Here is a 21910-nt window from a genome sequence, read left to right as displayed (position 1 = left end):
AAAATATACAAAATTCTAGGCTCTCGGGTGAAATTCCTTCAGGGTTTGCTGCAGGTAGGCCCGGTCGAGATGCGTATAGATCTCGGTGGTGGTAATCGACTCATGGCCCAGCATTTCCTGCACGGCCCGGAGGTCGGCCCCTCCTTCTACCAGGTGGGTGGCAAAGCTGTGCCGGAGCGTATGGGGTGAAATGGTTTTCCGGATACCGGCTTTCTCCGCCAGGTCTTTGACAATATAGAAAACCATAACCCGGCTGAGGGCGGCACCCCGCCGGTTCAGGAAAAGATGGTCTTCATAGCCTTTCTGAACTTCCATACCGGCCCGTATTTCCCTGCGGTAGATCTCCGAACAGGCAATGGCTGAGCTGCCTACCGGTACCAGGCGGGTTTTATTTCCTTTCCCTACTACCAGCAGGTAACCTTCGTCAAAATGGCATTGGGATATCTTCAGCGCTGTCAGCTCCGATACCCGCAGCCCCGAACTGTACATGACCTCCAGGATGGCCCTGTTCCGCGTACCTTCAGGAGTAGAATGGTCAATACAGGCCAGCATATCTTCTATCTCTTCTACCTGCAGCACTTCCGGGAGCTTGCGGGTCAGGCGCGGGGCGGCAATCAGGGCGGTGGGATCGGTCTCCCGCCGGCGGTCTATGCGCATAAACTCAAAAAAGGCCTTCAGCCCGCTGAGAATACGGGCCTGTGAAGTAGAAGACATGCCTATTTCTGTCAGGAAAGCCAGGAAGCGGTGAATATCTTCTTCCGATACGCTCTCCGGTGACCGGCTGTTCTGCACGAAAGAGGCCAGCTTGGCGATATCCCGCAGGTATGACTCCAGCGAATTCTCTGCCAGGCCCCTTTCGAGCTTCAGAAAGTTTTTAAAGGCCGGAAGCGCCTCGGGCCAGAGCATCAGTCCACCCAGTTAAAGATCAGCTCCTGCTCAATGTCAGGATGCAGGCTCAGGGCCACCGGGCAGTTCCGGCCTACCCGCTCGTATCTTTCTTTTTCTTCCGCACTCAGGGCAGGTTCACTCTGCAGGGTAAATTCAGCTACCACGCGGCTGATCCGGCGGGGAGCATCGGCGCTCATCACCTTGGTGATGCTCACTTCGCTGCCTTTGAACTCGTGCCCCGCCTTTTGTGCAGCAATGCTCATGACGGTCATGGCGCAGGCGCCCAGTGAGGTGGCCGCCAGGTCGGTTGGAGAAAAGGCTTCGCCCTTCCCGTTGTTGTCTACCGGTGCATCGGTTTCTATGGTTTTACCCGATTTCAGGTGAACGGCCTCTGTACTCAGGTCGCCCAGGTATTTGATTTTTGAAGTACTCATACGATGATTTGTTTAAGGTAGCTGAGAGCGCATAGCTCTTTCAATTTCTTCTATTTCAAGGGGTACGTGGGCCATCAGGTCTTCGTTCCCCGACGCGGTGATCAGGATATCATTTTCCAGGCGAATGCCGATTCCCTCCTCCCGGATATAAATGCCGGGCTCAAGGGTAAGCACCATGCCCGGTGCAAACGGCGTGCTCCGGTCGCCTACGTCATGTACGTCTATACCCAGGGAATGCGACACCCCGTGCGGGAGGTATTTGTTCACTATCCCGGGGTTGTTTTCCAGGTCGGCCGCACTCACCAGCCCCAGCTTAACCATCTCTTTACCTGTCAGGTCAAGCGCTTCCTGCTTAAGATTGATCACGGTGTTCCCGTTGACCATCAGTGCTTTCAGGGTCTTCATAATGTGCAGTACTGACGAGTATACTTCCGCCTGCCGGTCGGTAAATTTACCGTTTACCGGCAGCACCCGGGTCATGTCGGCCTTGTAATTGCCGTATTCTGCGCCGAAATCCAGCAGCAGCAGGTCGCCGTCTTCGCAGCGCCGGTTGTTGTCTACATAATGCAGCACACAGGCGTTGGCCCCGGAGGCCACAATGGGCAGGAAAGCGTGAAAGCGCGAGCGGTTCATCATAAATTCATGAGTGATCTCGGCTTCCACCTCGAATTCGTATTTTCCCGGCTTCACAAACCGGGCGGCCCGCAGCAGTCCTTTACGGGTGATGTCAATGGCTTTTCTCAACGGCGCCAGCTCTCCTTCTCCCTTAAAAAGCCGCAGCTGGTTGATGATTTTTTCCGGGTTCCGGATCTCTATCAGCGGGTATTCCTCCTGCAGCTGTCCGGTTAACCATTTTTCTTTTGACCGGAACGACCGGAACCGGTGCTGCTGCGTGGTATCGCGGTGAAGATACATCTCTTCTTTGCCCTCCAGGCAGGTATTCAGCACTTTCCGGAAGTCTTCCAGCCAGTGAACCTGTTCAATGCCTGAAACGGCCCGGGCTTCTTCCTGCGAGAGCTTGTCACCGTCCCAGATCCTGATCAGCTCCGAGGTTTCCTTAACAAAAAGCCACTCGCCTCCGCCCTTTACCAGGATCAGGCAGGCGTCTTCCTGGTCTACACCGGTCAGGTAAAAGAACGTGCTGTTCTGGATAAAGCCAAAAGTACCGTCGGCGTTGGCCGGCAGAAGGTCATTGGCGGCAAAAACAGAAACCGATCCCTCCGGCATGCGGTCCAGGTACCTCCTGCGGTTCTGTGAAAATACTTCGCTGCTGATTCGTTCGTATCGTACGCTCATGGGTTGAAATTACCGGGCAGGCCTGAAAATCATGATGCCCGAATGTTTTTTGATCCGGTCCAGGTACTGCTGCAGGGTTTCTTTAGAAATAATTACTTTTTTTTCATCGAGTGAGGCGTGAAGCAGGTGAAGCCTGCCGCCTTTTCGTATGGCAAATCCTTCGTGATTCACATCCAGTCCTTTAATTACAGAAGTAAAGGCAATGATGTCACCGTCTTCAATGAGGGGCTCTACTGCGGCGAATTTTTCTTTCGGCACATAATAGAATGCGTTTTCATTCAGTTCCTTTTCTGTTTTTACGATCTCCGCCCAGGCCTTATCGTCGGTAGCCAGGGCAGGATAAAGCCTGCGGTTGACCGACATAAAGTCAATGGGCTTGTCCTGCACCTCTCCCACCTGCTCCGTAACATTCACCAGGATACCGTTATCTACGGCCTGGCGGGCCCAGTCGGTAAAATAGTGCATGCGCGAGGGGTAGCCGTCTATCACCCCGTTCCGGTACCGCAGAAGCTGGAGGTACTCGCGGTACACGTCGAGGCCGGCTTCCGGGTTATGGCGGGCCAGTGATAAGGCCAGCACATTCTCTACCAGCGTGTAGCAGTCAAACGCTTCGAGGTTAATGACCAGCGCCTCGGGTGTTTTTTCCAGTGTGGCGGGCACATAGGGCCTGCCCAGGAATGTCTCTGCCACATCCAGGATGGTTTTGTTCAGCTTCTCTTTCGGTGGTGTGTGCAATATCCGTACGGCCTGCTCCTGGGCCGATACCGAAATGCTGATCAGTAAGCTTAAAAAAAAGATTCTCATCGTCTTCGTTTATATTAAAGGTGCCGACCGGTTCAGTGACTCGTCCAGCGAAATGATGGTCTCTGTACGCTGAATACCCGGCAGTTTCTGGATCCGTTCTGCCAGCACATCGCGCAGATGCGTGGTATCGCGGCAAACCAGCTTCACAAACATACTATAATTTCCGGTAGTATAGTTAATGCTGACCACTTCCGGGATCTGCATCAGCTCATTTTTAGCATGTTCGTAGAGCTCCGGTTTTTCCAGGTATATGCCCAGGAATGCCGATATGTCCCAACCTAAACGTTTAACATCAATTTTTATGCTGCTGCCCACAATAATCCCGGAGTTTTCCATCTTTTTAACACGGGCGTGCACCGCCCCCTGCGAAAGATTTACCTTCTCCCCGATCTCCTGGTACGATAATTTGGCATCGTCCAGCAGTATCCGCAATATCTTATAGTCGGTTTCATCAATGTTTTCCTTCATTGTATTTAGTCATTAGTTTTTATTGTTGCACGAAATTAAATAATATTCTGTAAATACCAACAAATTCTATAGATAATATTAAACTATAATTTTTTCTTGATATATTTTTTAATATTTAAAATATCCTCTTTACCTTTGTACTGTCATTCAAACGGCGGGTAACGCAAGCGATACTGTAGGATGACGAAACTGGCAGCCGTGCCCTCCTGTCTCGGGGGTGATGATCACAGGATAAACATAGTGTAAGCCGAACGGTTTAGTCTCGACTGGGGTTGACCACCAAATTTGCACTACGGCTAACTGCATCGTGGGCGGTTCGACTCCCCCTCCTACAGCAAAAAAATAGCATGAAATCACATTCATGCTATTTTTATATCCTTTTGAAACATTGTTTTTTAGTTTGTTGATGAAGTATAGTCATACACACAGTCTCGGGTTGCAGGCTGTGTGTTTTTTGTTTTTTAGTGAGGTCGTTTTTTCCTAAATTCGCTTTTTCATGAGGAGGTCCTATTTACTCATCAGAAAAACAAAATCACGACATAATCGTGTGCCCCAGCTTATCCCTCTTCGTAGAAAGGTAGAACTCATTATGGGGATTCGGAGCGATTTCAATCGGAACGTTCTCTACAATCTCCAGGCCGTATCCTATCAGGCCGGCTCTTTTTTTCGGGTTATTGGAAATCAGCCGCAGCTGGGTGATGCCCAGGTCACGCAGGATCTGCGCACCCACGCCGTAATCGCGCTGGTCGGCTTTGAAGCCCAGCTCCAGGTTGGCCTCCACGGTGTCTTTGCCCTGTTCCTGCAGCTTATAGGCCTTCAGCTTGTTCAGCAGGCCAATGCCCCGGCCCTCCTGGTTCATGTATACGATCACCCCTTTCCCCTCTTTTTCCACCATCTGCATGGCCGCATGCAGCTGCGGACCGCAGTCGCAACGGCAGGAGCCGAAAATATCGCCGGTAACACAGGAAGAATGCACCCGTACCAGCACCGGCTCGTCTTTCTCCCAGCTGCCTTTGATCAGGGCCAAGTGGAGCTGGTTATTGTCTTTCTGCCGGAACGCGATCATCTCAAAGTTGCCCCACTCGGTAGGCATAACCACGCCTATTTCGCGGGTGATCAGGCTTTCGTTCCTGAGCCGGTACGCAATCAGGTCCTGGATAGACACCAGCTTCAGGCCAAATTTATCAGCGATGGTCCTGCATTCGGGAAGCCGGGCCATGCTACCGTCTTCGTTCAGGATCTCGATCAGCACCCCTGCCGGCGCCAGCCCGGCCAGGCGGGCAAAATCAACTGCCGCCTCGGTATGACCGGCCCGGCGCAGCACGCCGCCGTCCTGGGCCATCAGCGGGAAAATATGCCCGGGCCTGCCCAGGTCAGAAGGCCGGGTGTTTTTATCCACGAGGGCCTGAAGGGTCTTGGCCCGGTCAGATGCCGAGATACCGGTGGTGCAGCCGTTGCCCAGCAGGTCAACCGAAACAGTGAAGGCCGTCTCGTATTCCGCCGTATTGCGGTGCACCATAGGCGTCAGCTCCAGCTCACGGCAACGTTCAGCCGTAAGCGGGGCACACATGAGCCCACGCCCTTCTCTTACCATGAAGTTGACCATTTCCGGGGTCACTTTCTCTGCTGCACAGATAAAATCTCCTTCGTTTTCACGGTCTTCATCATCCACTACTATAATGATCCGGCCACTCCTGATTTCTTCAATGGCCTCTTCTATGCTGTCCAGTTTCATAATCCTGATTAATTATCGCAAAGTTACCTGCATTCCCCTTACTTTTTACTTTATCTTCTTAAAAGTTTACGACCTTTGCAGGAGGGATATTCCCTACTTATAAAACTCAGAAACGGGAAGAAAAGTTTACTGGTCAGGGGCCGGCTTTTCAACGGATAAAACCGGGAACCCGGAATTTTCAGATACATGAAAAAACTCTCAATGGAAAGCCTGAACCGCATTTCGGTGCAGGAGTTTAAAGACAAAAAAAAATTACCGCTCAGCCTGATCCTTGACGATGTACGCAGCATGGCCAATGTAGGCTCTGTTTTCAGAACCGCCGACGGCTTCCGGGTAGAAAAAATCTACCTGTGCGGCATTACCTCTACCCCGCCCCACCGCGAAATCGAGAAGACCGCCCTGGGAGCTACGGCCTCTGTAAACTGGTCGTACTATTCACAGGCCGAAGACCTGGTCAAAAACCTGAAAGAAGAAGGGTACCGTATCCTGGCACTGGAGCAGGCTGACCGAAGCGTTTCACTCTATCGTTTCAACCCCGACCCCGGTGCCCGTTACGCCCTTATCCTGGGAAATGAAGTATTCGGTGTCAACGATGCCCTGATGCAGCTGGCCGACCAGGTCATTGAAATTCCGCAATTCGGCACCAAGCACTCGTTCAATGTCAGCGTTTCGGCCGGAATTTTCCTTTGGGATTACTTCACAAAGACAATGGGGAACGTCTTGGAGTGAGCCTCGTATTTCAGCTGCACAAAGTATTTTCCCTGGAAGTTCCTGGACGTAAGATCCAGTGTATGCGGGTACGATATCTTATCGAAGCGGGTCTGGTATACCTCGCGGCCCAGCTGGTCAATGATAGTAAGGTTCACGTTCTCGCGCTCACCGTCAGAGGTCACCCGGATCACACCGGTAGAAACCGGGTTGGGATAGATGCTGAAACCAACCAGGTTATTGTTTTCAGCTACCGCAAATTCTTTTGACGGGGCAGAAGCACAAGCCAGCGTTCCGCCAACCGGGGTAGTATAGGTGTGCACACCCGTTACCTTGTAATTTCCTGTCTGCTCTATATGCAGGAGGCTTTGGGTCACCCCCTCAATGCGGGTTCCTTCCACCGTCCAGTCAAAGCCTGCGTCAGCATCGTCTGACTCCGCCTGCAGGTAGAAAGGTCCGTTATAGCTGATCGTTGGTATACCCGGCTTATCGTACAGGTGATAGCCCAGCTGGTTGGAAACCGGGCTCGGGCAGTTCGGAAGGCTGTACAATGTAGCCGTTACGTACGGGTAAGCGTTATCCTTTAAAGTGATCTGGCTGGTGGTAGCGCCGGTATTCCATTGAATATCGGCACCCTGCACGTTAGTAACGGCCACGGTTACGGTTTCCCCGTCGCACTTGTATCCGCCGCCGTTCAGGAAGGCCAGCTCGGGTTTGGCCGGCGGCGCTTTAAAGCTGATGTTGTACGACTGGCTGCTGTTGGAGTAGCAGTTCTGATCGGAGCGATACTGCGCTGAATAAGACCCCGCCCGGCTTACTGTGAGTGTAGTACCTATGTCTCCCGTACTCCACAGTACATTGAATTTGGATTCCGGGGTCACCAGGCGCACGGTTTTGCCTTCGCAGCCCACCAGGCCGTCAGGTGCCGAAACAACCGGCAGCGTACGCACATATACATCGTTGATATTGACCTGGTTTGACCGGTAGATATTCCCGATGGCATCGCGAACGGCCACCTGGTAGGTTCCTGAACCGGAGTTGATTTCCGGGCCCTGTTCGCCGTTATTCCAGTAGTATTCGTAATACCGGTTATCCAGCGTAAGCTTCACGCTGCCCGTGCCCTGGCAATAGTGCCTGATCTGCAGCATATCTTTGGGCAATATGGGGTTGGAAGACGAAAAGAAGCCGTCGGTAAGTGAAGCATTCCAGGCCGAAGCCAGCTCAGTGAGCCCCATGCTCCCCGGCACATTCTGGAAGTGCCCCCCGTCATAGCGGTTGGGCTGTATATTATCAGTGGCAGGTCCCGCCCACACGCTCTGAACCGAGTTAATTACCATATTCTGGCCATCAATCATCCGCTGGTCGTTACTTCCCAGGTAACGGGAAACCCGAGCCACCACCCAGGGGATCTGGGCACCGATGTCTGACCTTGATCTATCAATCAGATAGCGGAGATTGGCAGCATATTCTCCGGCAGAAAGTCCGCTACCGTTTGTAAAGCGGTCATGCTCTCCCTGGTGCCACAAAACCGACCGGAAGCCGAGAAGCGTATTTATGCTCTGCAGTGTAACCTGGAAAGCCCTGTAAGGGGCACCGTTAAACAGTTCTGCACTCCTGAACTGTTCATTGTAGGTACGGATGCCCTGGGCAGACTGTACCCAGTTAGTAGTAGATGTTCCGGTAAAGGCTGCGTTGAAAAAAAGTACAGGCACATTCAGACGACTCACAAGCATATCTCCCAGCTCGCCGTAGCAGTAAGGGGTGTAGCCCGTAGGCCCTATACCCTTGTCAGCATCCAGCTTCGCAAAGGAAAGATCATTCAGGTAATTCGGCAGGTTTATATACTGATCCGAAGCATGGGTGTCATGGTAACGGGGTACATAGGTATTCACCCGGTCATCATTAGCTCCTTTGGCATTGGGTGCCGTTCCATACCCCTGCGCGTTTGACTGCCCGGCAATGAGGAATACTTCACCGATGCCCACGCGCTCAACCGATGAGCTGAACAGCACCGATTCATTTTTAATCCCGCGTACCTCCAGGGTATACCAGCCCCCCGAATTCTGGATTTTCCCGGAGAACGCCTGGCCGTCTACCCTGGAGTCAATCACCGCCCATGAAGTGGTTACTCCCTGGCCTGAGCTCCTGGCCACCAGCCGCGCTTCCACACGGTCGCAATCCTGGGCAACATTCCCGTACACATTGACATAACCCGTATTGGAGTTATTCCGTTGAAAAACCATCCTTTCCACGGGGAAGCCAATGGTGATCTGCCCCAAAGTAAAGGTGTGTATCAATAAAAACAAGGCGATGGATAAAGCTCTCTTATAAGTCATGAAGTCCAGTGATTATATCCCTACAAACTGTTTTAAAAATCTCTGATCGTTTTCAAAAAATAATCTCAGGTCGTTAATACCGTATTTCAGCATGGTGATCCGCTCAATTCCCATTCCAAAAGCAAAGCCCGTGTATTCTTCCGGATCAATGCCGCAATTGGCCAGCACATTGGGGTCTACCATGCCTGACCCGGCAATTTCCACCCAGCCCGAGTGCTTACAGATGTTGCACCCGCTTCCTCCGCAGATAAAGCAGGTTACGTCAATTTCCGCACTGGGTTCTGTAAAAGGAAAATACGAAGGTCTCAGCCTTATTTGTGTGTCTTTGCCGAACATTTCTTTTGAAAAGTGCAACAGGGTGTCTTTCAGGTCGCGGAACGATACGTTTTTATCCACGTACAGTCCTTCTACCTGGTGGAACTGGCAGTGAGCACGGGCCGAGATGGCCTCATTACGGTAAACCCGCCCGGCCATAATTGACCGCACCGGCGGTTTCTTCCTGTCCATCAGCCGGATCTGCACGTTCGATGTATGCGTTCTCAGCAGGAGGTCGTCGCGGGTGGCGTCTGCCTTTTCCACGAAAAAAGTATCCTGCATCTCCCGTGCGGGGTGATTTTCCGCGAAATTAAGGGCTGAAAAGTTGTACCAGTCGTACTCAATTTCCGGGCCGTCTTCGGCATTAAAGCCCATACGGGAGAAAATCTCCACAATCCGTCTTCTGACAATGCTCAGGGGGTGCAGGCTTCCCTGACTGTCTGGCACAACGGGCAGCGTCAGGTCTTCCGAAGGCAGCTTACCGGTATCGGAAGAGGTCTCTTTCTGCAGCGATGCATGAATCTCTTCCAGCGCATTTTTCAGCACGTTGAGCTGTTGCCCCACGGCCCTCTTTTGCGCCGGATCCACTTTTTTAAAGTCTTCGAACAGCCCGTTCAGTATACCTTTTTTACTCAGATAAGTGAGCCGGAACTGCTCGGCAGTTCCGCCCGCCGATGCAAGAAATTCCTCGGCTTCTTTACGTATTTTCTCTATGCTCTCTAACACCCCTGGATCTTTTCAGTCCGCAAATATAGTATATACCTGAAATTTTTAAATAACCGCCTTTAAGTTTGTACCTTAATAACGAAATCCGGGAACCGGTTTATTCAATGATCCGGTATTTTAATTCGGCCGTTTTACGGGAGTTAAAATTAAAGTGCCACCACTCGGTGGTAATAGGCGTAAACCCCACATCCAGCATCACTGTTCGCAGCAGGATGCGGTTGTTCAGCTGCCTCAGGCTCAGCCTTCCTTCGTTAAGCATCTGCCGTTCGAGCTTCGGGTAGGCCAGCTCTTCAAAGTAGTCGAACGGGGTACCCATATCCAGCGCCCTGCCTGTTTCCAGGTCAAAGAGGGTGAGATCTACGGCACACCCGTAATTATGAATGGAGGCTTCGTCCGGGTCGGCCACGTATTTTTTACGCTCCCGCTCCGAGAGGCTGTCAAGCGTATTCCACAAAATATGCTGTACGCTGAGCGGCCGGGCTGCATCGTATACCAAAAGCCGTAATTGGGGGTTGTCCTGCCGAAGCAGCCGGCTGGCAGCGGCCAGCGCACGGGCAGGTTCAGGCTGCAGGTAGGCCAGCTCGAGGGTTCCGTACAGGTCGGCTCCGGCAAAATTGTCGGTTGAGCTGTATTTTAATGCCACCAGTATTTCTTCATCCAGAGCCTGCAGGTCCAGCAACCCCTGCTCCTGCATGGCGGTCTCCCACGGGCTGATGGTCATGGGCTCACTCTTCGGGAAGAACTCGTTGATCTCGGCCGGCGTCAGCGACCGGGGCAGATCATGCCGCTTTTTTTCTCTGCAGGCCACCGCCAGGATGACAGAACAGAAAAGTATATAGCGGAGCGTTGAGGTCATTCAAATGCAATAACAATGAAAGTTTAAAAATAGCAGATATAAAGCCTTTCTGTTTATATATTTACGAAAATTTATTAAAAGTTCCCGCCAATGGCTTTAAATTACATCTGGGTAGGTTTCTTCATCATAGCGCTGATTGTTGCGCTGATCAAGTGGATCTTTTTAGGAGACACGCTCATTTTCAAGCAGATCGTTGACGGGATGTTCAGCTCGGCGGAGATGGCGGTCATGACCATTGCCCTGCCGCTTGCAGGGGTAATGACCTTCTTTATGGGTATCCTGAAGCTGGGCGAAGAGGCCGGGGTGATCCGTGTGCTGGCCCGGGTTATTTCGCCGTTTTTCAGCCGCCTGTTTCCTGAAGTTCCCAAAGATCACCCGGCTAACGGGCAGATGATCATGAATTTTTCTGCCAACATGCTGGGGCTCGATAACGCCGCCACGCCGTTTGGCCTGAAAGCCATGCAAAGCCTGCAGGAGCTGAATACCAAGCCCGATACCGCCAGCAACGCCCAGATCATGTTCATGGTGCTGCACAGTGCCGGACCGGTGCTCATCCCGATTTCCATAATGGCGCAACGGGCCATTTACCAGGCTGCTGACCCTTCTGATATTTTCATACCGGCGCTGATATCGGTCTATATGGCCACCCTTACCGGGCTCCTTTTTGTGGGTATCAAGCAGAAAATCAACTTTTTTGACCGGGTGCTGTTTTCGTGGCTGGTAGGCCTCACTGCTTTCATAGGCTTCATCCTGTGGTATTTTTCCCGCCTGAGCAAGGAAGAAATCGAAACCACCTCCGGGGTGGTCAGCAATCTTATCCTGTTCCTGTTTGTGGCGGGCTTTGCCGGGGCTGCCTTTTATAAAAAAGTAGATGTGTTCACTAAATTTGTTGAAGGCGCCAAAGCAGGCTTTGAAACCTCTGTTAAGGTCATGCCTTACCTGGTGGGCATGCTGGTGGCCATCAGCGTATTCCGGGCTTCCGGCACGCTGGATTACATCGTGGATTTCTTCAAATGGATTTTCAGCTTTACCGGCGTTAATACCGAGTTTACTCATGCGCTTCCTACTGCCCTTATGCACCCGCTGAGCGGCAGCGGATCTCGGGCCATGATGATCGAAGCCATGAAAGAACACGGGGTAGATTCATTTGTGGGCCGGCTTTCCTGCGTATTCCAGGCCTGCTCAGATACCATCCTGTATATCCTGGCCCTGTATTTCGGCAGCATCAGCATTAAAAATACGCGCTACACGCTCTGGGCAGGATTACTGGCCGATTTCGCAGGGGTGGTGACGGCGATAGTGGTGTCGTATATATTCTTTTATTGAAAATCAGAGAAGGAACGCTGAGTTAAGAGTTAAGAAAAAGTGAAAAAGTGAAAAAGTGAAAAACTAAAAGTGAAAAGTTGCGGTACATTCTTTCATGATATACTAATGTTCCGCAACTTTTCACTTTTCACTTTTAACTTTTATCTTTCCTACATCTTCTCCGGCACCTCAATCCCCAGCAGCCCCATGCCGCTCCTGATGGTATCTGCCACCTCTTCAATTAATGACAGGCGGAAAAGCCGCACGGTTTCCGATTCTTCGTTCAGCACCGAATGCCGGGTATAGAAGCTGTTGAAGGTCTTGGCCAGGTCATAGACGTAGTTGGCAATGAGGGCCGGCGAGTATTCGGCGGCGGCGGTCTCCACCACTTTCCCGTAGTCTTTCAACAGGAAGATCAGCTCCAGCTCCTCTTCGTTCAGCTCCTTTATTCCTGCCGGAACCGGGAAGCTCTCCAGGCCTGATTTCCGTAGAATGGAACGGATACGGGCATGCGTATACTGGATAAACGGCCCGGTATTGCCCTGGAAATCGATGGATTCCTCAGGATTGAAAAGCATCCGTTTCTTCGGCTCTACTTTCAGCAGGTAGTATTTCAGGGCGCCCAGCGCTACCATACGGTAAAGCTCTTCGAGCTGCTCTTCCGAGAAACCTTCGGTCTTGCCTTTTTCTTCGGTGATGGCTTTCGAGGTGGCAATCATCTCCTCTACCAGCTCATCGGCATCTACTACCGTGCCCTCGCGTGATTTCATTTTGCCGGAAGGGAGGTCTACCATGCCGTACGACAAATGGTAACACCCCGGCGCATAGCTCCGGCCCAGCTTTTCCAGGATGGCAAAGAGTACTTTAAAGTGGTAGTCCTGTTCGTTGCCCACCACCCAGATCGATTTGTCGCACTGAAAATCCCGGAACTTCAGGTCGGTGGTGCCCAGGTCCTGCGTGATGTACACCGAGGTGCCGTCGCCGCGCAAAACCAGCTTATGATCCAGCCCCTGGTCGGTGAGGTCTATCCACACACTGTTATCTTCTTTCTTATAAAACACGCCTTTCTGCAGACCTTCTTCCACGATATCCTTCCCCAGCAGGTAGGTATCCGACTCGTAGTAGGTCTTGTCGAAATCCACCCCTATTTTCTTGTAGGTAGCGTTAAAGCCGTCGTAGACCCAGCCGTTCAGCTTTTCCCACAGGGCAATGACCTCCGGATCGTGCTGTTCCCATTGTACCAGCATCTGCTGCGCCTCTGCCATTAGCGGAGCTGCTTTTTTGGCCTCTTCTTCAGCCATGCCGCCCGCCATCAGCCCGGTCACCTCAGCTTTGTACGCTTTGTCAAACTCCACGTAGTATTTTCCCACCAGGTGGTCGCCTTTCATTCCTGCCGACTCCGGGGTTTCGCCTTTGCCGAAATGACGGTACGCCACCATCGACTTACAGATATGGATACCCCGGTCATTCACCAGGCATGCCCGGGTAACGTCATAACCGGCCGCTTTGAGGATCTCCGATACGGAATAGCCGAGAAAATTATTTCTCAGGTGACCCAGGTGCAACGGCTTGTTGGTATTCGGTGACGAATATTCCACCAGCACTTTCTTATCCTTTTTCGCTTCCCGGTCATGGGCTTTCAACGCATTGAAAACCTCCAGCCACACGCTGTCGGTCAGCTTCAGGTTCAGGAAGCCCTGTACCACGTTGTAGCGGCTCACAACAGACGTGTTATTCACCAGGTACTCTCCTATGGCCGCACCGATCTCGGCCGGAGAGCGCTTCAGGCTTTTCACCAGGCCAAAAAAAACATAGGTATAATTTCCTTCAAACTCCCGGCGGGTAGGCTGTAAAACCACTTTATCTTCCTGGTTGTACAGGCTGCTTACGGCCTTCTTTACCTCTTCCGCCAGTATATTTTCTATATTCATATAAATTCTGTTACGCTGCAAAATTACACATTTTTGCCTTGTCAGGCGGCTACAAGTATTTTTATCATTAGTTTTACGCAAAACTATACTGTCTTTTTTATGTTGCAATCCATGACCGGCTTCGGGTCTGTACAAAAAGAAACCGCCAAGCAGACCCTGTCTGTTGAGATAAAAACCCTGAATTCGAAATTCACGGATATTTATTGCCGGCTGCCCAAAAGTCTTTCATCCCGTGAAATTGATATCCGGAATCTCCTCCAGAAAGAGCTGGAAAGGGGAAAAATAGACATTACGCTGACCCTGGTTCCGAAAGAAGACGCCATGGTTTCCACTCTGGTAAACCGGCCCCTGGTGAAAGCCTATTTCCGTGACCTGATGCAGACGGCGGCTGAGCTGCAGTTTGAAGCCTCACCTACCGATGTGCTGCGCATGGCCACCATGATGCCCAATGCGTTCAATAACGGCATCCAGGATGCCGAAGAGGCCGAAGAGGCATGGAACGAGGTGCTGGAGGTGATCAAAACCGGTATCGAAAAATGCCGCGAGTTCAGGATCCGGGAAGGCCAGGGCACGAAAGTTAAATTTACAGAATATATTGAGATCATCAGCGGCCTGCTGGAGCAGATCAGCTCACAGGATGCCCGGCGGATCGTCAACACCCGGGAAAAAATTGCCAAAGCCATGGGTGATTTCGTTAACTCCGAGAATTTCGACAAAAACCGTTTTGAGCAGGAGCTCATTTACTATATTGAAAAATTCGATATCTCGGAAGAAAAAGTACGTTTAAAAGCTCACCTGGAGTATTTTATTAAGGAGCTGGACGGCAATTCAAACGGTAAAAAGCTGAACTTCATTGCCCAGGAAATAGGCCGCGAGATCAATACCATCGGGTCTAAAGCCAACGATGCGGAAATCCAGCGCCTGGTGGTGCAGATGAAAGATGAGCTGGAAAAAATCAAGGAGCAAACCTCCAATATTCTCTGACTCCTGCCGCCGGCTCCCCGCCGGCCACGGATCACGCCCTTCAAAACCGGGTGTTTTAACGGAATTTATACCGTTAAAACACCCCCTTTTTCGTTGTAAAAAACTCACATACAGCATTTTAAAAAAATTACATTTTTTGTATACCTGTATCGAATTACGATAGAGAAACAAAAACTGTGTAACTTGCATCGTAATATTTTTACTCATTAATCTTGTAAGCCCATGAAAAAGATTCTTGTTTTTTCGAATCTCGTCACTTTAGGCATTCTCACAATGCTGGTGATGAAGAGCTGCTCCCAACCTGACAAACCCGACGAAGCCGGCGGTATGTCAGCTAACCTCAGAGAAACCCAGGTTGTATTGGATTATGCCAACACCAAAGGGTTCAAATCCATGTCTATTCCGCAAGCCATGATCCTGAAGAGGAACTATATGGCCAACCACCTTCCCGCAATAAAGAAGGCGTTGAATATTGATGATACCGAATCGCTTTATTACACGCTTGAAGAACTGAAAAACATGATCTGGTACATTGAGTATTATGCCAAAGCTTCCGGCCAGAATGTAAAACCGGAAGACCTGGGCGTAAATGTACACTTCGGACAGTACCCCACATCTGACCTGCTGAAGCAGTTTCCTCAGCTGGAGAAGCTGGGAGGCGAAGCCAATAAAGCCGGTAAGCAAACCATCTTCTTTGTTCCCACCATTATCCAGGACGGTAAAAGATTTGAGTTTAACCCCAAGAAAAACTATCTTGAAATTGCCGGTGGCCGGTCGAAAAAAATCAAATCATTGTCAGAGCACTATAAAAACGCACTGTCTACCTTTAAAATGGTTGATTACGATGAAGATTCGCCCATACCGGACTTCGCCAATATCCAGCCACCTTACTTAGAGGAAAATAACTGATCAAAGTGGCCGTTCTCAAGAATTACCTTTTCATTTACATTACTCTTGTAGGAGTTTTTGGGTTGCTTTATACGAGGAAGCAACCCAAAAACTACTGGACTACCTTTCCCTGGTTCCTGATCGGGGTAGGTATTATGGATGGCGCCGGGTTGCTTATTAACTATATCTTTGCAGAAAGCTACCCCAAGCTGAATTTTTACTATTATCAGCTTTTTGTCATCCCGTTCCAGGTCATTTACTATTTCTGGCTGATCAACAGGAATATCGTAAACAACAGGAAAGCCTATTATATCGGCACGGTAATATTTGCTGTTTCGGTCATCGTGGAATGCTTTACCCTGGTGAAGCTCGACGGGTATTATTTCAATAGCTTTTCGTATATGGTTGCCAATCTCCTGATGCTGGGCCATATCCTACGCTATTTTTACCAGTTAAGCAAAAACGACCGGATTCTGTTCTTCTATAAGGAAAGGATGTTCTGGGTATCGCTGGGACTCCTGATTTTCTGGCTGGGTTCACTACCTTTCTTCGGAATATTTAATTACCTTGTGTTCAACTATCCCACTTTACATATCTTTTATTTTAAAGTAGTACTTATTTTCAACTATATAATGTACACCTGTTTTCTGATCAGCTTTATATGGGCGGCCAAAGAGAAATAATCACCTTTATTATCCTGGTCAACCTGATCTTATTTGTCTTCATTATCGGGATGGTCTATTTCGTCTCCCAGTTCAGGAAGCGGAAGATACTTTACGAAAAAGAATTAGCTCATATCAAAATGGAATACGAAAAAGCAAAACTTCAGGTAGAGGTGGACGCTCAGAAAGAAACCATGAAAAAAATAGGTAAGGAGATCCACGACAGCGTAGGTCAGAAACTTACCCTTGCTTCCATATATCTTAAAAAGAATGGCGTCTCCTCCGGGAATTATTTAGGCAATAACATCAGCGAGATCAGTGAGCTGATCGACGAATCCCTCACCGAACTACGCCAGCTGTCGAGAACACTGGTCAATGCCGAACGCTACCAGACCCGCCTCCAGGACCTCATCCTGCTGGAAACCAAACGTATCCAGAACATGAACGGCATACGGGTGGAAGTAGAGCAAAACGGCGAGTTTGACCTGGATGAAGACGCAAAACACAATATTCACCGCATCATACAGGAATTTCTCCAGAACAGCGTTAAGCACGCCCAATGCTCGCAGATTAAAATTGATCTCAATTACGAAGAAAACCAGCTGCAGGTAAAATGCTCCGATAACGGGGTAGGTTTTGACCTCCAGAAAAGCAACGGGCCGGGCGTAGGAATATCCAATATGAAAAAACGGGTGAATGACATTAAGGGCCGGGCCGAGTTTCTTTCCCGGAAGGGAGAAGGAACCCAGTTCACTTTTTTTGTACCTTATTGATATTTTTGCTAAATTTATTGTAAGTTCGCAACGGAAAAACGGGCGACAGACAGCTTATTTAGCTCAATGAAAACTAAGGTGGTAATTGTAGACGATCATGAACTGATAGCCAAGGCTATAGGTTCAATAGTAAACGATTTCGAATCGTTTGAGGTCATCTACGATGTAGGGAACGGCGCCGAGCTGAAAGAAAAGTTCAAATTGCCTGAAAACCGGCCTTCTATTGTTCTTCTTGATATTTCCATGCCCGTTATGGACGGCTTCCAGACCGCCCGCTGGCTGAAAAAGTATTACCCCGATGTACTGGTGATGGCCTTGTCGATGCAGGACGACGAACAGTCGCTCTTCCGGATGATCAATAACGGCGCCAAGGGGTTTATGCACAAAAACATTCACCCGCACGAGCTGGAGTTTGCCCTTAAAACGCTGTTAAGAGAAAAAATCTACTTTCCCGGCTGGGCTACTGAAAAGCTCTATTCCAACGTGAACACCCCGCAACCGGCCAATCCGCTTAACCCGTACAACATCACCGCACGCGAAGAAGAATTTCTCAAATACGTTTGCCAGGACCTGACCTATAAGGAGATTGCCGTGAAGATGGCCTGCAGTCACCGCACGGTAGACGGTTACCGCGACTCGCTTTTTACCAAGCTGGGCACCAGCTCAAGAGTAGGCCTGGTGCTCTTTGCCGTTAAATACAAATATTTCGATCCGAAAGATTTCAAGCTCTGAAACCGGTTATTCGCCCAGCACTGACGACATCTTGGCTTCTGTGATGACGAAGTTAGACTGGGCCTCACCGATGTTCGGAAGGGCCGCCAGCTTGTTCAGGATAAAATGCTTGTATTCTTCCATATCGCTCACAATCACCTTCAGCAAAAAATCCGACTCGCCCGAGATGCAAAAGCATTCCACGATCTCCGGTATGCCCTGCACATCTTGTTCAAAACGTTTCAGGTATTCCTGGCTGTGCTCTTTGAGCGAAACCTTCACAAATACGATCAGGTTCTTGTTCAGCTTCTTCAGGTCAAGCTCAATAGTATAATTTTTAATGAGGCCGTCGCGGCGTAAGCGCTTGATCCGTTCATGAACCGGTGTGGTAGTCAGATTGAGCTCATACGCAATCTGCCGGTTGGTCATCATGCCGTCTTTCTTTAATATTTTGAGTATCCTGAAATCTACCGGGTCAATATCCATCTTTATAAACTGGCTTTGAGAGATACAAAGTTACCGACAGCAGGGGAAATACGTACCCCCGGGTAGACTTTTTTTCTACCCGAGAGGGATTTTTCCGTAAAAATCAGAATTTTAGTCTCTTACTTCGACAGCTCCTTGGCCCGTGCTTCTGCCTTCAGGATCCCCTCGATAAGCGAATCGCCCAACTGCCTTTCCCCGAACGTTTTTAAAGCTGCCTCGGTGGTTCCGCCTTTGGAAGCTACCGCTGCAATGAGCTCGTCGAGACTCTGTTCTGCGTTATTGATCAGGTGATACGAGCCCAGCATGGTTTGCTTCACCAGCAGGCGCGAAAGCCCCTCATCAAAGCCCATTTTTGTACCGGCCTCTACCATGTGCTTGACCAGGTAATAAAAATACGCCGGGCCGCTTCCGCTCAGGGCGGTAACGGCATCAAGCAGCTCTTCGTTTTCCAGGTATACCGAACGGCCTGTAGCATTGATCAGGTTATCTATGCGCTGCAGCTTCTGAAAGCTGATGCCCTCTGCGGCACAGTAGCCGGTAATGCCCTGTCCCAGCATGGCCGGAGTGTTGGGCATGGCCCGTACCACCTGGCTATGGTTCAGCGCCGCCTGTATTTTAGCCAGCGGAATACCCGCCATGATGGAAAGAACCACCTGCTCAGGCTGAAGGAAGCTGCGGAGCTCGGCGGCCACGGCAGCAAAGTCCTGGGGCTTGACCGACAGGATCACCAGGTCGTTTCCGCCCACGGCCTCACCGATGGTGTCGACCACCACCCCTTCTTTTTGCGAACGAAGCACCTCCGAGCGTTCCCGGCTCTTTTCTATCAGCAGGAGGTCTTCTTTTTTCACCAGGTCATACTGAACAAAAGAACGCGCAAAAGCCATTCCCATATTCCCGCAGCCCACAATAGCAATTTTCATTTCAATACTGTTTTCAGCGTACTATTTTATTTATCGAGCCATTGGCTGACTTCTTCCACCACGGCATCGTCTGTACCGGCAAAACCGCGGCTCATGCTCAGGAATTTCCCTTCTTTATCAATATAAAACCGGGTAGGGATTGACTCCACACCGTATAAAAAGGCTACTTCGTGGCCTTCGTCCAGTACCGGGTTCAGGTAGCTAAGCCCTCTCCGGTCTACAAAACTGGTTACATATTCTTTGGTGGTCTCTACCGGAACCCGCTCAAACGTATTGACATAGACAAAGGCTACGTCATCTCTGCCCGCATATTTCTCCATGGCTTTTTTCATACCCGGGAAAGACATGAGGCAGGGGCCGCACCAGGTGGCCCAGAAATCAAGGATCACCAGCTTACCGCGCAGCTCCGAAAGCTTCACCACTTCTCCCTTCAGATTCCTTAGCGTAAAATCAGGTGCTTCTATGCCCGGCTGGCCCATCTTGTCTTTGTTGACCTGCTGAACAAACAGCATGGCCAGGCGCGACTTATTGCCTTCTTTCTGTAAACGGCCCGCCAGCTCATCAAAATATTCGCCGCTCACCTCGCTGCTCAGGAAATTGTTGGTGGCCAGTATGCCCGCCGCTGAGGTTCCCAGCGATTTCACCTTATCGAGAATGGCCGTATTATGATTTTTGAGAAGCTCAAGGTATTGTTCTCTCAGCTTTGCACGGGTGGCTTCGTTGCTGCTGGATCTGAATTTAGCATCAATGTCTTTCACTTTGCCCATGAAGCCGAAATACGTATCCTGCAGCTCATTGAACATCTTCATGGCTTCTGACCCTTCTACAGAGGCCTCCGGAGCCTTAGCTTCCGGTGTTATGCCCTCGGCTTTGATCACCAGCTTTTCGCCGCCGTCCAGCAGCAGCCCGATCTGCTGATCATTGGCAATGTTCAGCTGGTAAATACCCGGCTCCGGAATAGAGGTCTGAAAGACAAACGGGCCGCCGGCTATCTGCACACTGTCTATTTTCTCACCAAAGCCCCGGTCATTGATCTGTTCGAGGTATATTTTTCCCTTCGCTTCCTTGTTGGTAAGGGTAATATTTATCTCCACCGGCAGGCCCTGTGCCCGGCTGCCGAAAGATACCAGCAGGCCTAAAATCAGTAATCGCATATTATTTAAGTTTTTCCATTATCACCTTATTCACCTCCTTCGGGTCGGCCGAGCCGCCCGAAAGCTTCATCACTTCTCCCACGAACATCCCGAGGAGCCCTTTCTTCCCTTTCTTAAACTCTTCTACTTTCGATTTATTGCGCATAAGCACTTCTTCCACCCATTCCGTAATACGGGAGGTGTCCTGGTTCAGCACCCACCCCTTAGACTCCGCCAGCGCCATAAGGTTGGCCTGCGAGCCTCCGTTACCGGAATTTTCTGCCAGCAGGACCATCAGCTTCTGCCCTACCGAATGGCTGAATTTCCCGTCTTCAATGGCATTTACCAGCTCAGCCAGCTGCCCGGGCCTCACCGGGTAATCGTTTATCCCGATGCTCCGCTCGTTCATATCGCCCCGCATGTAAGAGACCATCCAGTTGGAAACCGGTTTACAATGGGGGGTGTGGCGTATGGTCTCCAGGAAATAATCGCTCAGCTCTTTCTCTTCCGAGAGCACATAGGCGTTATCTTCCGACAGGCCGTATTGCGAAACAAACGTATGAAAAAGCGTATAGGGAAGTGCCGGTATGCCGGCCTTCAGCGCTTCGAGCTTTTCTTCGGAGATTTGCACCGGGGCCAGGTCAGGCTCGGGGAAATACCGGTAATCGTTGGCCGTTTCTTTGACCCGCATGCTCTCGGTTTCTCCCGTTTCCGGGATAAACGTACGGGTTTCCTGAATCAGCTGCCCGCCGGCCTGCAGGACACCCGCCTGCCTGCGGATCTCAAACTCTGCCGCCCGCTGTAAAAAGCGGATGGAGTTCATGTTCTTGATCTCTACTTTGGTTCCCAGCACCTCGCTGCCTTTCGGCTTCAACGATACGTTCAGGTCAGCCCGCAGGGAGCCTTCTTCCATGTTGCCGTCGCTGATCCCGAGAAAACGTACGATCCGCCGGATCTCAGCCAGGTAACCGGCCGCTTCTTCCGGCGATGAAATGCAGGGATAGGATACGATCTCGAGCAGGGGCGCACCCGCCCGGTTGTAGTCCAGCAGGGTGCCCTCAGCCGTATGAACCGACTTCCCGGCATCTTCTTCCATGTGGATATGATGCACCTTTACTTCGTGCTCACGGTAAGAACGGCCTTCCTTCAGAACAAAACGCACACTTCCGCCCACACATACCGGCCGGCTGTCCTGGGTAACCTGGTAGCCTTTGGGAAGGTCAGGGTAGAAATAATTTTTCCGGTCGAAATAATTCATCCGGTTAATGGTGCTTCCGAACGCCAGCCCCAGCTTTACGGCGCTATCCACCACTTCACGGTTGGTGCGGGGAAGCACGCCCGGGTGAGCCAGGGTGAGCACCCCGATGTGGGTGTTGGGCTCAGCCCCGAAGCTGTTATGATCTGCAGCAAATATCTTACTTTTCGTATTCAGCTGGCAATGCACCTCCAGACCTATAACCACATCAAACTCCATCAAACGTCTTTTTTTTACAAAAATACGGCCTTTACGGCTATTAAAAACAAAAAAGCCGGCCAAATCGGGCGGCTTTT

Annotated in this window: 21 protein-coding genes; 7 read left to right on the top strand and 14 right to left on the bottom strand. The window is 50.6% G+C overall.

Going from position 1 to position 21910, the window contains the following annotated elements; translation table 11 throughout:
* Nucleotides 1-15: 15 nt before the first annotated feature.
* The 6 genes from xerD to AB2U10_RS06435 all read right to left on the bottom strand — a co-directional run bounded on the left by xerD (nucleotide 16) and on the right by AB2U10_RS06435 (nucleotide 5625).
* The gene (gene xerD, locus AB2U10_RS06460) at nucleotides 16-906 is read right to left on the bottom strand and encodes a site-specific tyrosine recombinase XerD (protein ID WP_367913530.1); all 891 of its coding nucleotides are present in this window, start codon (nucleotides 904-906) and stop codon (nucleotides 16-18) included.
* Complete coding sequence (locus tag AB2U10_RS06455) at nucleotides 906-1322, bottom strand: OsmC family protein (protein ID WP_367913529.1); 417 nt, start codon at nucleotides 1320-1322, stop codon at nucleotides 906-908. The genes xerD and AB2U10_RS06455 overlap by 1 nt, the downstream gene beginning before the upstream one ends.
* A gap of 12 nt (nucleotides 1323-1334) precedes the next feature.
* Nucleotides 1335-2618 carry an aminopeptidase P N-terminal domain-containing protein gene (locus AB2U10_RS06450; RefSeq protein ID WP_367913528.1) on the bottom strand — a complete coding sequence of 428 codons (1284 nt, stop codon included), beginning with the start codon at nucleotides 2616-2618 and terminating at the stop codon, nucleotides 1335-1337.
* Nucleotides 2619-2627: 9 nt separating this feature from the next.
* The gene (locus AB2U10_RS06445) at nucleotides 2628-3422 is read right to left on the bottom strand and encodes an N-acetylmuramoyl-L-alanine amidase-like domain-containing protein (RefSeq protein ID WP_367913527.1); all 795 of its coding nucleotides are present in this window, start codon (nucleotides 3420-3422) and stop codon (nucleotides 2628-2630) included.
* Between the two features lie 9 nt (nucleotides 3423-3431).
* On the bottom strand, nucleotides 3432-3890 hold the full coding sequence (locus tag AB2U10_RS06440; protein WP_367913526.1) for an Lrp/AsnC family transcriptional regulator: 459 nt from the start codon (nucleotides 3888-3890) through the stop codon (nucleotides 3432-3434).
* Between the two features lie 532 nt (nucleotides 3891-4422).
* Nucleotides 4423-5625, bottom strand: coding sequence for a bifunctional 3,4-dihydroxy-2-butanone-4-phosphate synthase/GTP cyclohydrolase II (locus AB2U10_RS06435; RefSeq protein ID WP_367913525.1), 1203 nt, complete (start codon nucleotides 5623-5625; stop codon nucleotides 4423-4425).
* Nucleotides 5626-5811: 186 nt separating this feature from the next.
* On the opposite strand from AB2U10_RS06435, the gene AB2U10_RS06430 reads away from it, so the two are divergent.
* Nucleotides 5812-6354, top strand: a complete 543-nt coding sequence (locus AB2U10_RS06430) for an RNA methyltransferase (protein WP_367913524.1) — start codon at nucleotides 5812-5814, stop codon at nucleotides 6352-6354.
* On the opposite strand, the gene AB2U10_RS06425 is transcribed toward AB2U10_RS06430, so the two are convergent.
* The 3 genes from AB2U10_RS06425 to AB2U10_RS06415 form a co-directional block, all read right to left on the bottom strand.
* On the bottom strand, nucleotides 6318-8669 hold the full coding sequence (locus tag AB2U10_RS06425; protein WP_367913523.1) for a sialate O-acetylesterase: 2352 nt from the start codon (nucleotides 8667-8669) through the stop codon (nucleotides 6318-6320). The genes AB2U10_RS06430 and AB2U10_RS06425 overlap by 37 nt on opposite strands.
* A gap of 12 nt (nucleotides 8670-8681) precedes the next feature.
* On the bottom strand, nucleotides 8682-9710 hold the full coding sequence (gene pheS, locus AB2U10_RS06420; RefSeq protein ID WP_367913522.1) for a phenylalanine--tRNA ligase subunit alpha: 1029 nt from the start codon (nucleotides 9708-9710) through the stop codon (nucleotides 8682-8684).
* 97 nt (nucleotides 9711-9807) lie between these two features.
* Nucleotides 9808-10566 (bottom strand): M15 family metallopeptidase, encoded by a 759-nt coding sequence (locus AB2U10_RS06415; protein WP_367913521.1) that lies wholly within the window; start codon nucleotides 10564-10566, stop codon nucleotides 9808-9810.
* A gap of 90 nt (nucleotides 10567-10656) precedes the next feature.
* Here AB2U10_RS06415 and AB2U10_RS06410 point away from each other — a divergent pair, with 90 nt between their 5' ends.
* Nucleotides 10657-11892: a nucleoside recognition domain-containing protein gene (locus tag AB2U10_RS06410; RefSeq protein WP_367913520.1), complete on the top strand. Its 1236-nt coding sequence runs from the start codon at nucleotides 10657-10659 to the stop codon at nucleotides 11890-11892.
* A gap of 149 nt (nucleotides 11893-12041) precedes the next feature.
* Here AB2U10_RS06410 and argS read toward each other — a convergent pair whose 3' ends face one another.
* Complete coding sequence (gene argS / locus AB2U10_RS06405) at nucleotides 12042-13802, bottom strand: arginine--tRNA ligase (protein WP_367913519.1); 1761 nt, start codon at nucleotides 13800-13802, stop codon at nucleotides 12042-12044.
* 99 nt (nucleotides 13803-13901) lie between these two features.
* On the opposite strand from argS, the gene AB2U10_RS06400 reads away from it, so the two are divergent.
* The 5 genes from AB2U10_RS06400 to AB2U10_RS06380 all read left to right on the top strand — a co-directional run bounded on the left by AB2U10_RS06400 (nucleotide 13902) and on the right by AB2U10_RS06380 (nucleotide 17841).
* Nucleotides 13902-14786, top strand: coding sequence for a YicC/YloC family endoribonuclease (locus tag AB2U10_RS06400; protein ID WP_367913518.1), 885 nt, complete (start codon nucleotides 13902-13904; stop codon nucleotides 14784-14786).
* Nucleotides 14787-15008: 222 nt separating this feature from the next.
* Entirely contained in the window at nucleotides 15009-15695 is a 687-nt protein-coding gene (locus tag AB2U10_RS06395; RefSeq protein ID WP_367913517.1) for a hypothetical protein, read from the top strand.
* A 5-nt stretch (nucleotides 15696-15700) separates the two neighbouring features.
* Nucleotides 15701-16357, top strand: a complete 657-nt coding sequence (locus AB2U10_RS06390) for a hypothetical protein (protein ID WP_367913516.1) — start codon at nucleotides 15701-15703, stop codon at nucleotides 16355-16357.
* Complete coding sequence (locus AB2U10_RS06385; protein WP_367913515.1) at nucleotides 16336-17109, top strand: sensor histidine kinase; 774 nt, start codon at nucleotides 16336-16338, stop codon at nucleotides 17107-17109. The genes AB2U10_RS06390 and AB2U10_RS06385 overlap by 22 nt, the downstream gene beginning before the upstream one ends.
* Nucleotides 17110-17175: 66 nt before the next feature.
* On the top strand, nucleotides 17176-17841 hold the full coding sequence (locus AB2U10_RS06380) for a response regulator transcription factor (protein ID WP_367913514.1): 666 nt from the start codon (nucleotides 17176-17178) through the stop codon (nucleotides 17839-17841).
* 6 nt (nucleotides 17842-17847) lie between these two features.
* Here AB2U10_RS06380 and AB2U10_RS06375 read toward each other — a convergent pair whose 3' ends face one another.
* The 4 genes from AB2U10_RS06375 to gatB all read right to left on the bottom strand — a co-directional run bounded on the left by AB2U10_RS06375 (nucleotide 17848) and on the right by gatB (nucleotide 21833).
* Nucleotides 17848-18306, bottom strand: a complete 459-nt coding sequence (locus tag AB2U10_RS06375; protein WP_367913513.1) for an Lrp/AsnC family transcriptional regulator — start codon at nucleotides 18304-18306, stop codon at nucleotides 17848-17850.
* Nucleotides 18307-18425: 119 nt separating this feature from the next.
* Entirely contained in the window at nucleotides 18426-19226 is an 801-nt protein-coding gene (gene proC, locus AB2U10_RS06370; RefSeq protein ID WP_367913512.1) for a pyrroline-5-carboxylate reductase, read from the bottom strand.
* A gap of 26 nt (nucleotides 19227-19252) precedes the next feature.
* Nucleotides 19253-20380, bottom strand: a complete 1128-nt coding sequence (locus AB2U10_RS06365) for a redoxin domain-containing protein (RefSeq protein WP_367913511.1) — start codon at nucleotides 20378-20380, stop codon at nucleotides 19253-19255.
* A gap of 1 nt (nucleotide 20381) precedes the next feature.
* Entirely contained in the window at nucleotides 20382-21833 is a 1452-nt protein-coding gene (gatB, locus tag AB2U10_RS06360; protein WP_367913703.1) for an Asp-tRNA(Asn)/Glu-tRNA(Gln) amidotransferase subunit GatB, read from the bottom strand.
* Nucleotides 21834-21910 lie beyond the last annotated feature (77 nt).

The sequence above is a fragment of the Leadbetterella sp. DM7 genome (assembly GCF_040829825.2).
GTDB lineage: Bacteria > Bacteroidota > Bacteroidia > Cytophagales > Spirosomataceae > Leadbetterella.
This window is presented reverse-complemented; position numbering and strand designations above follow the sequence as displayed.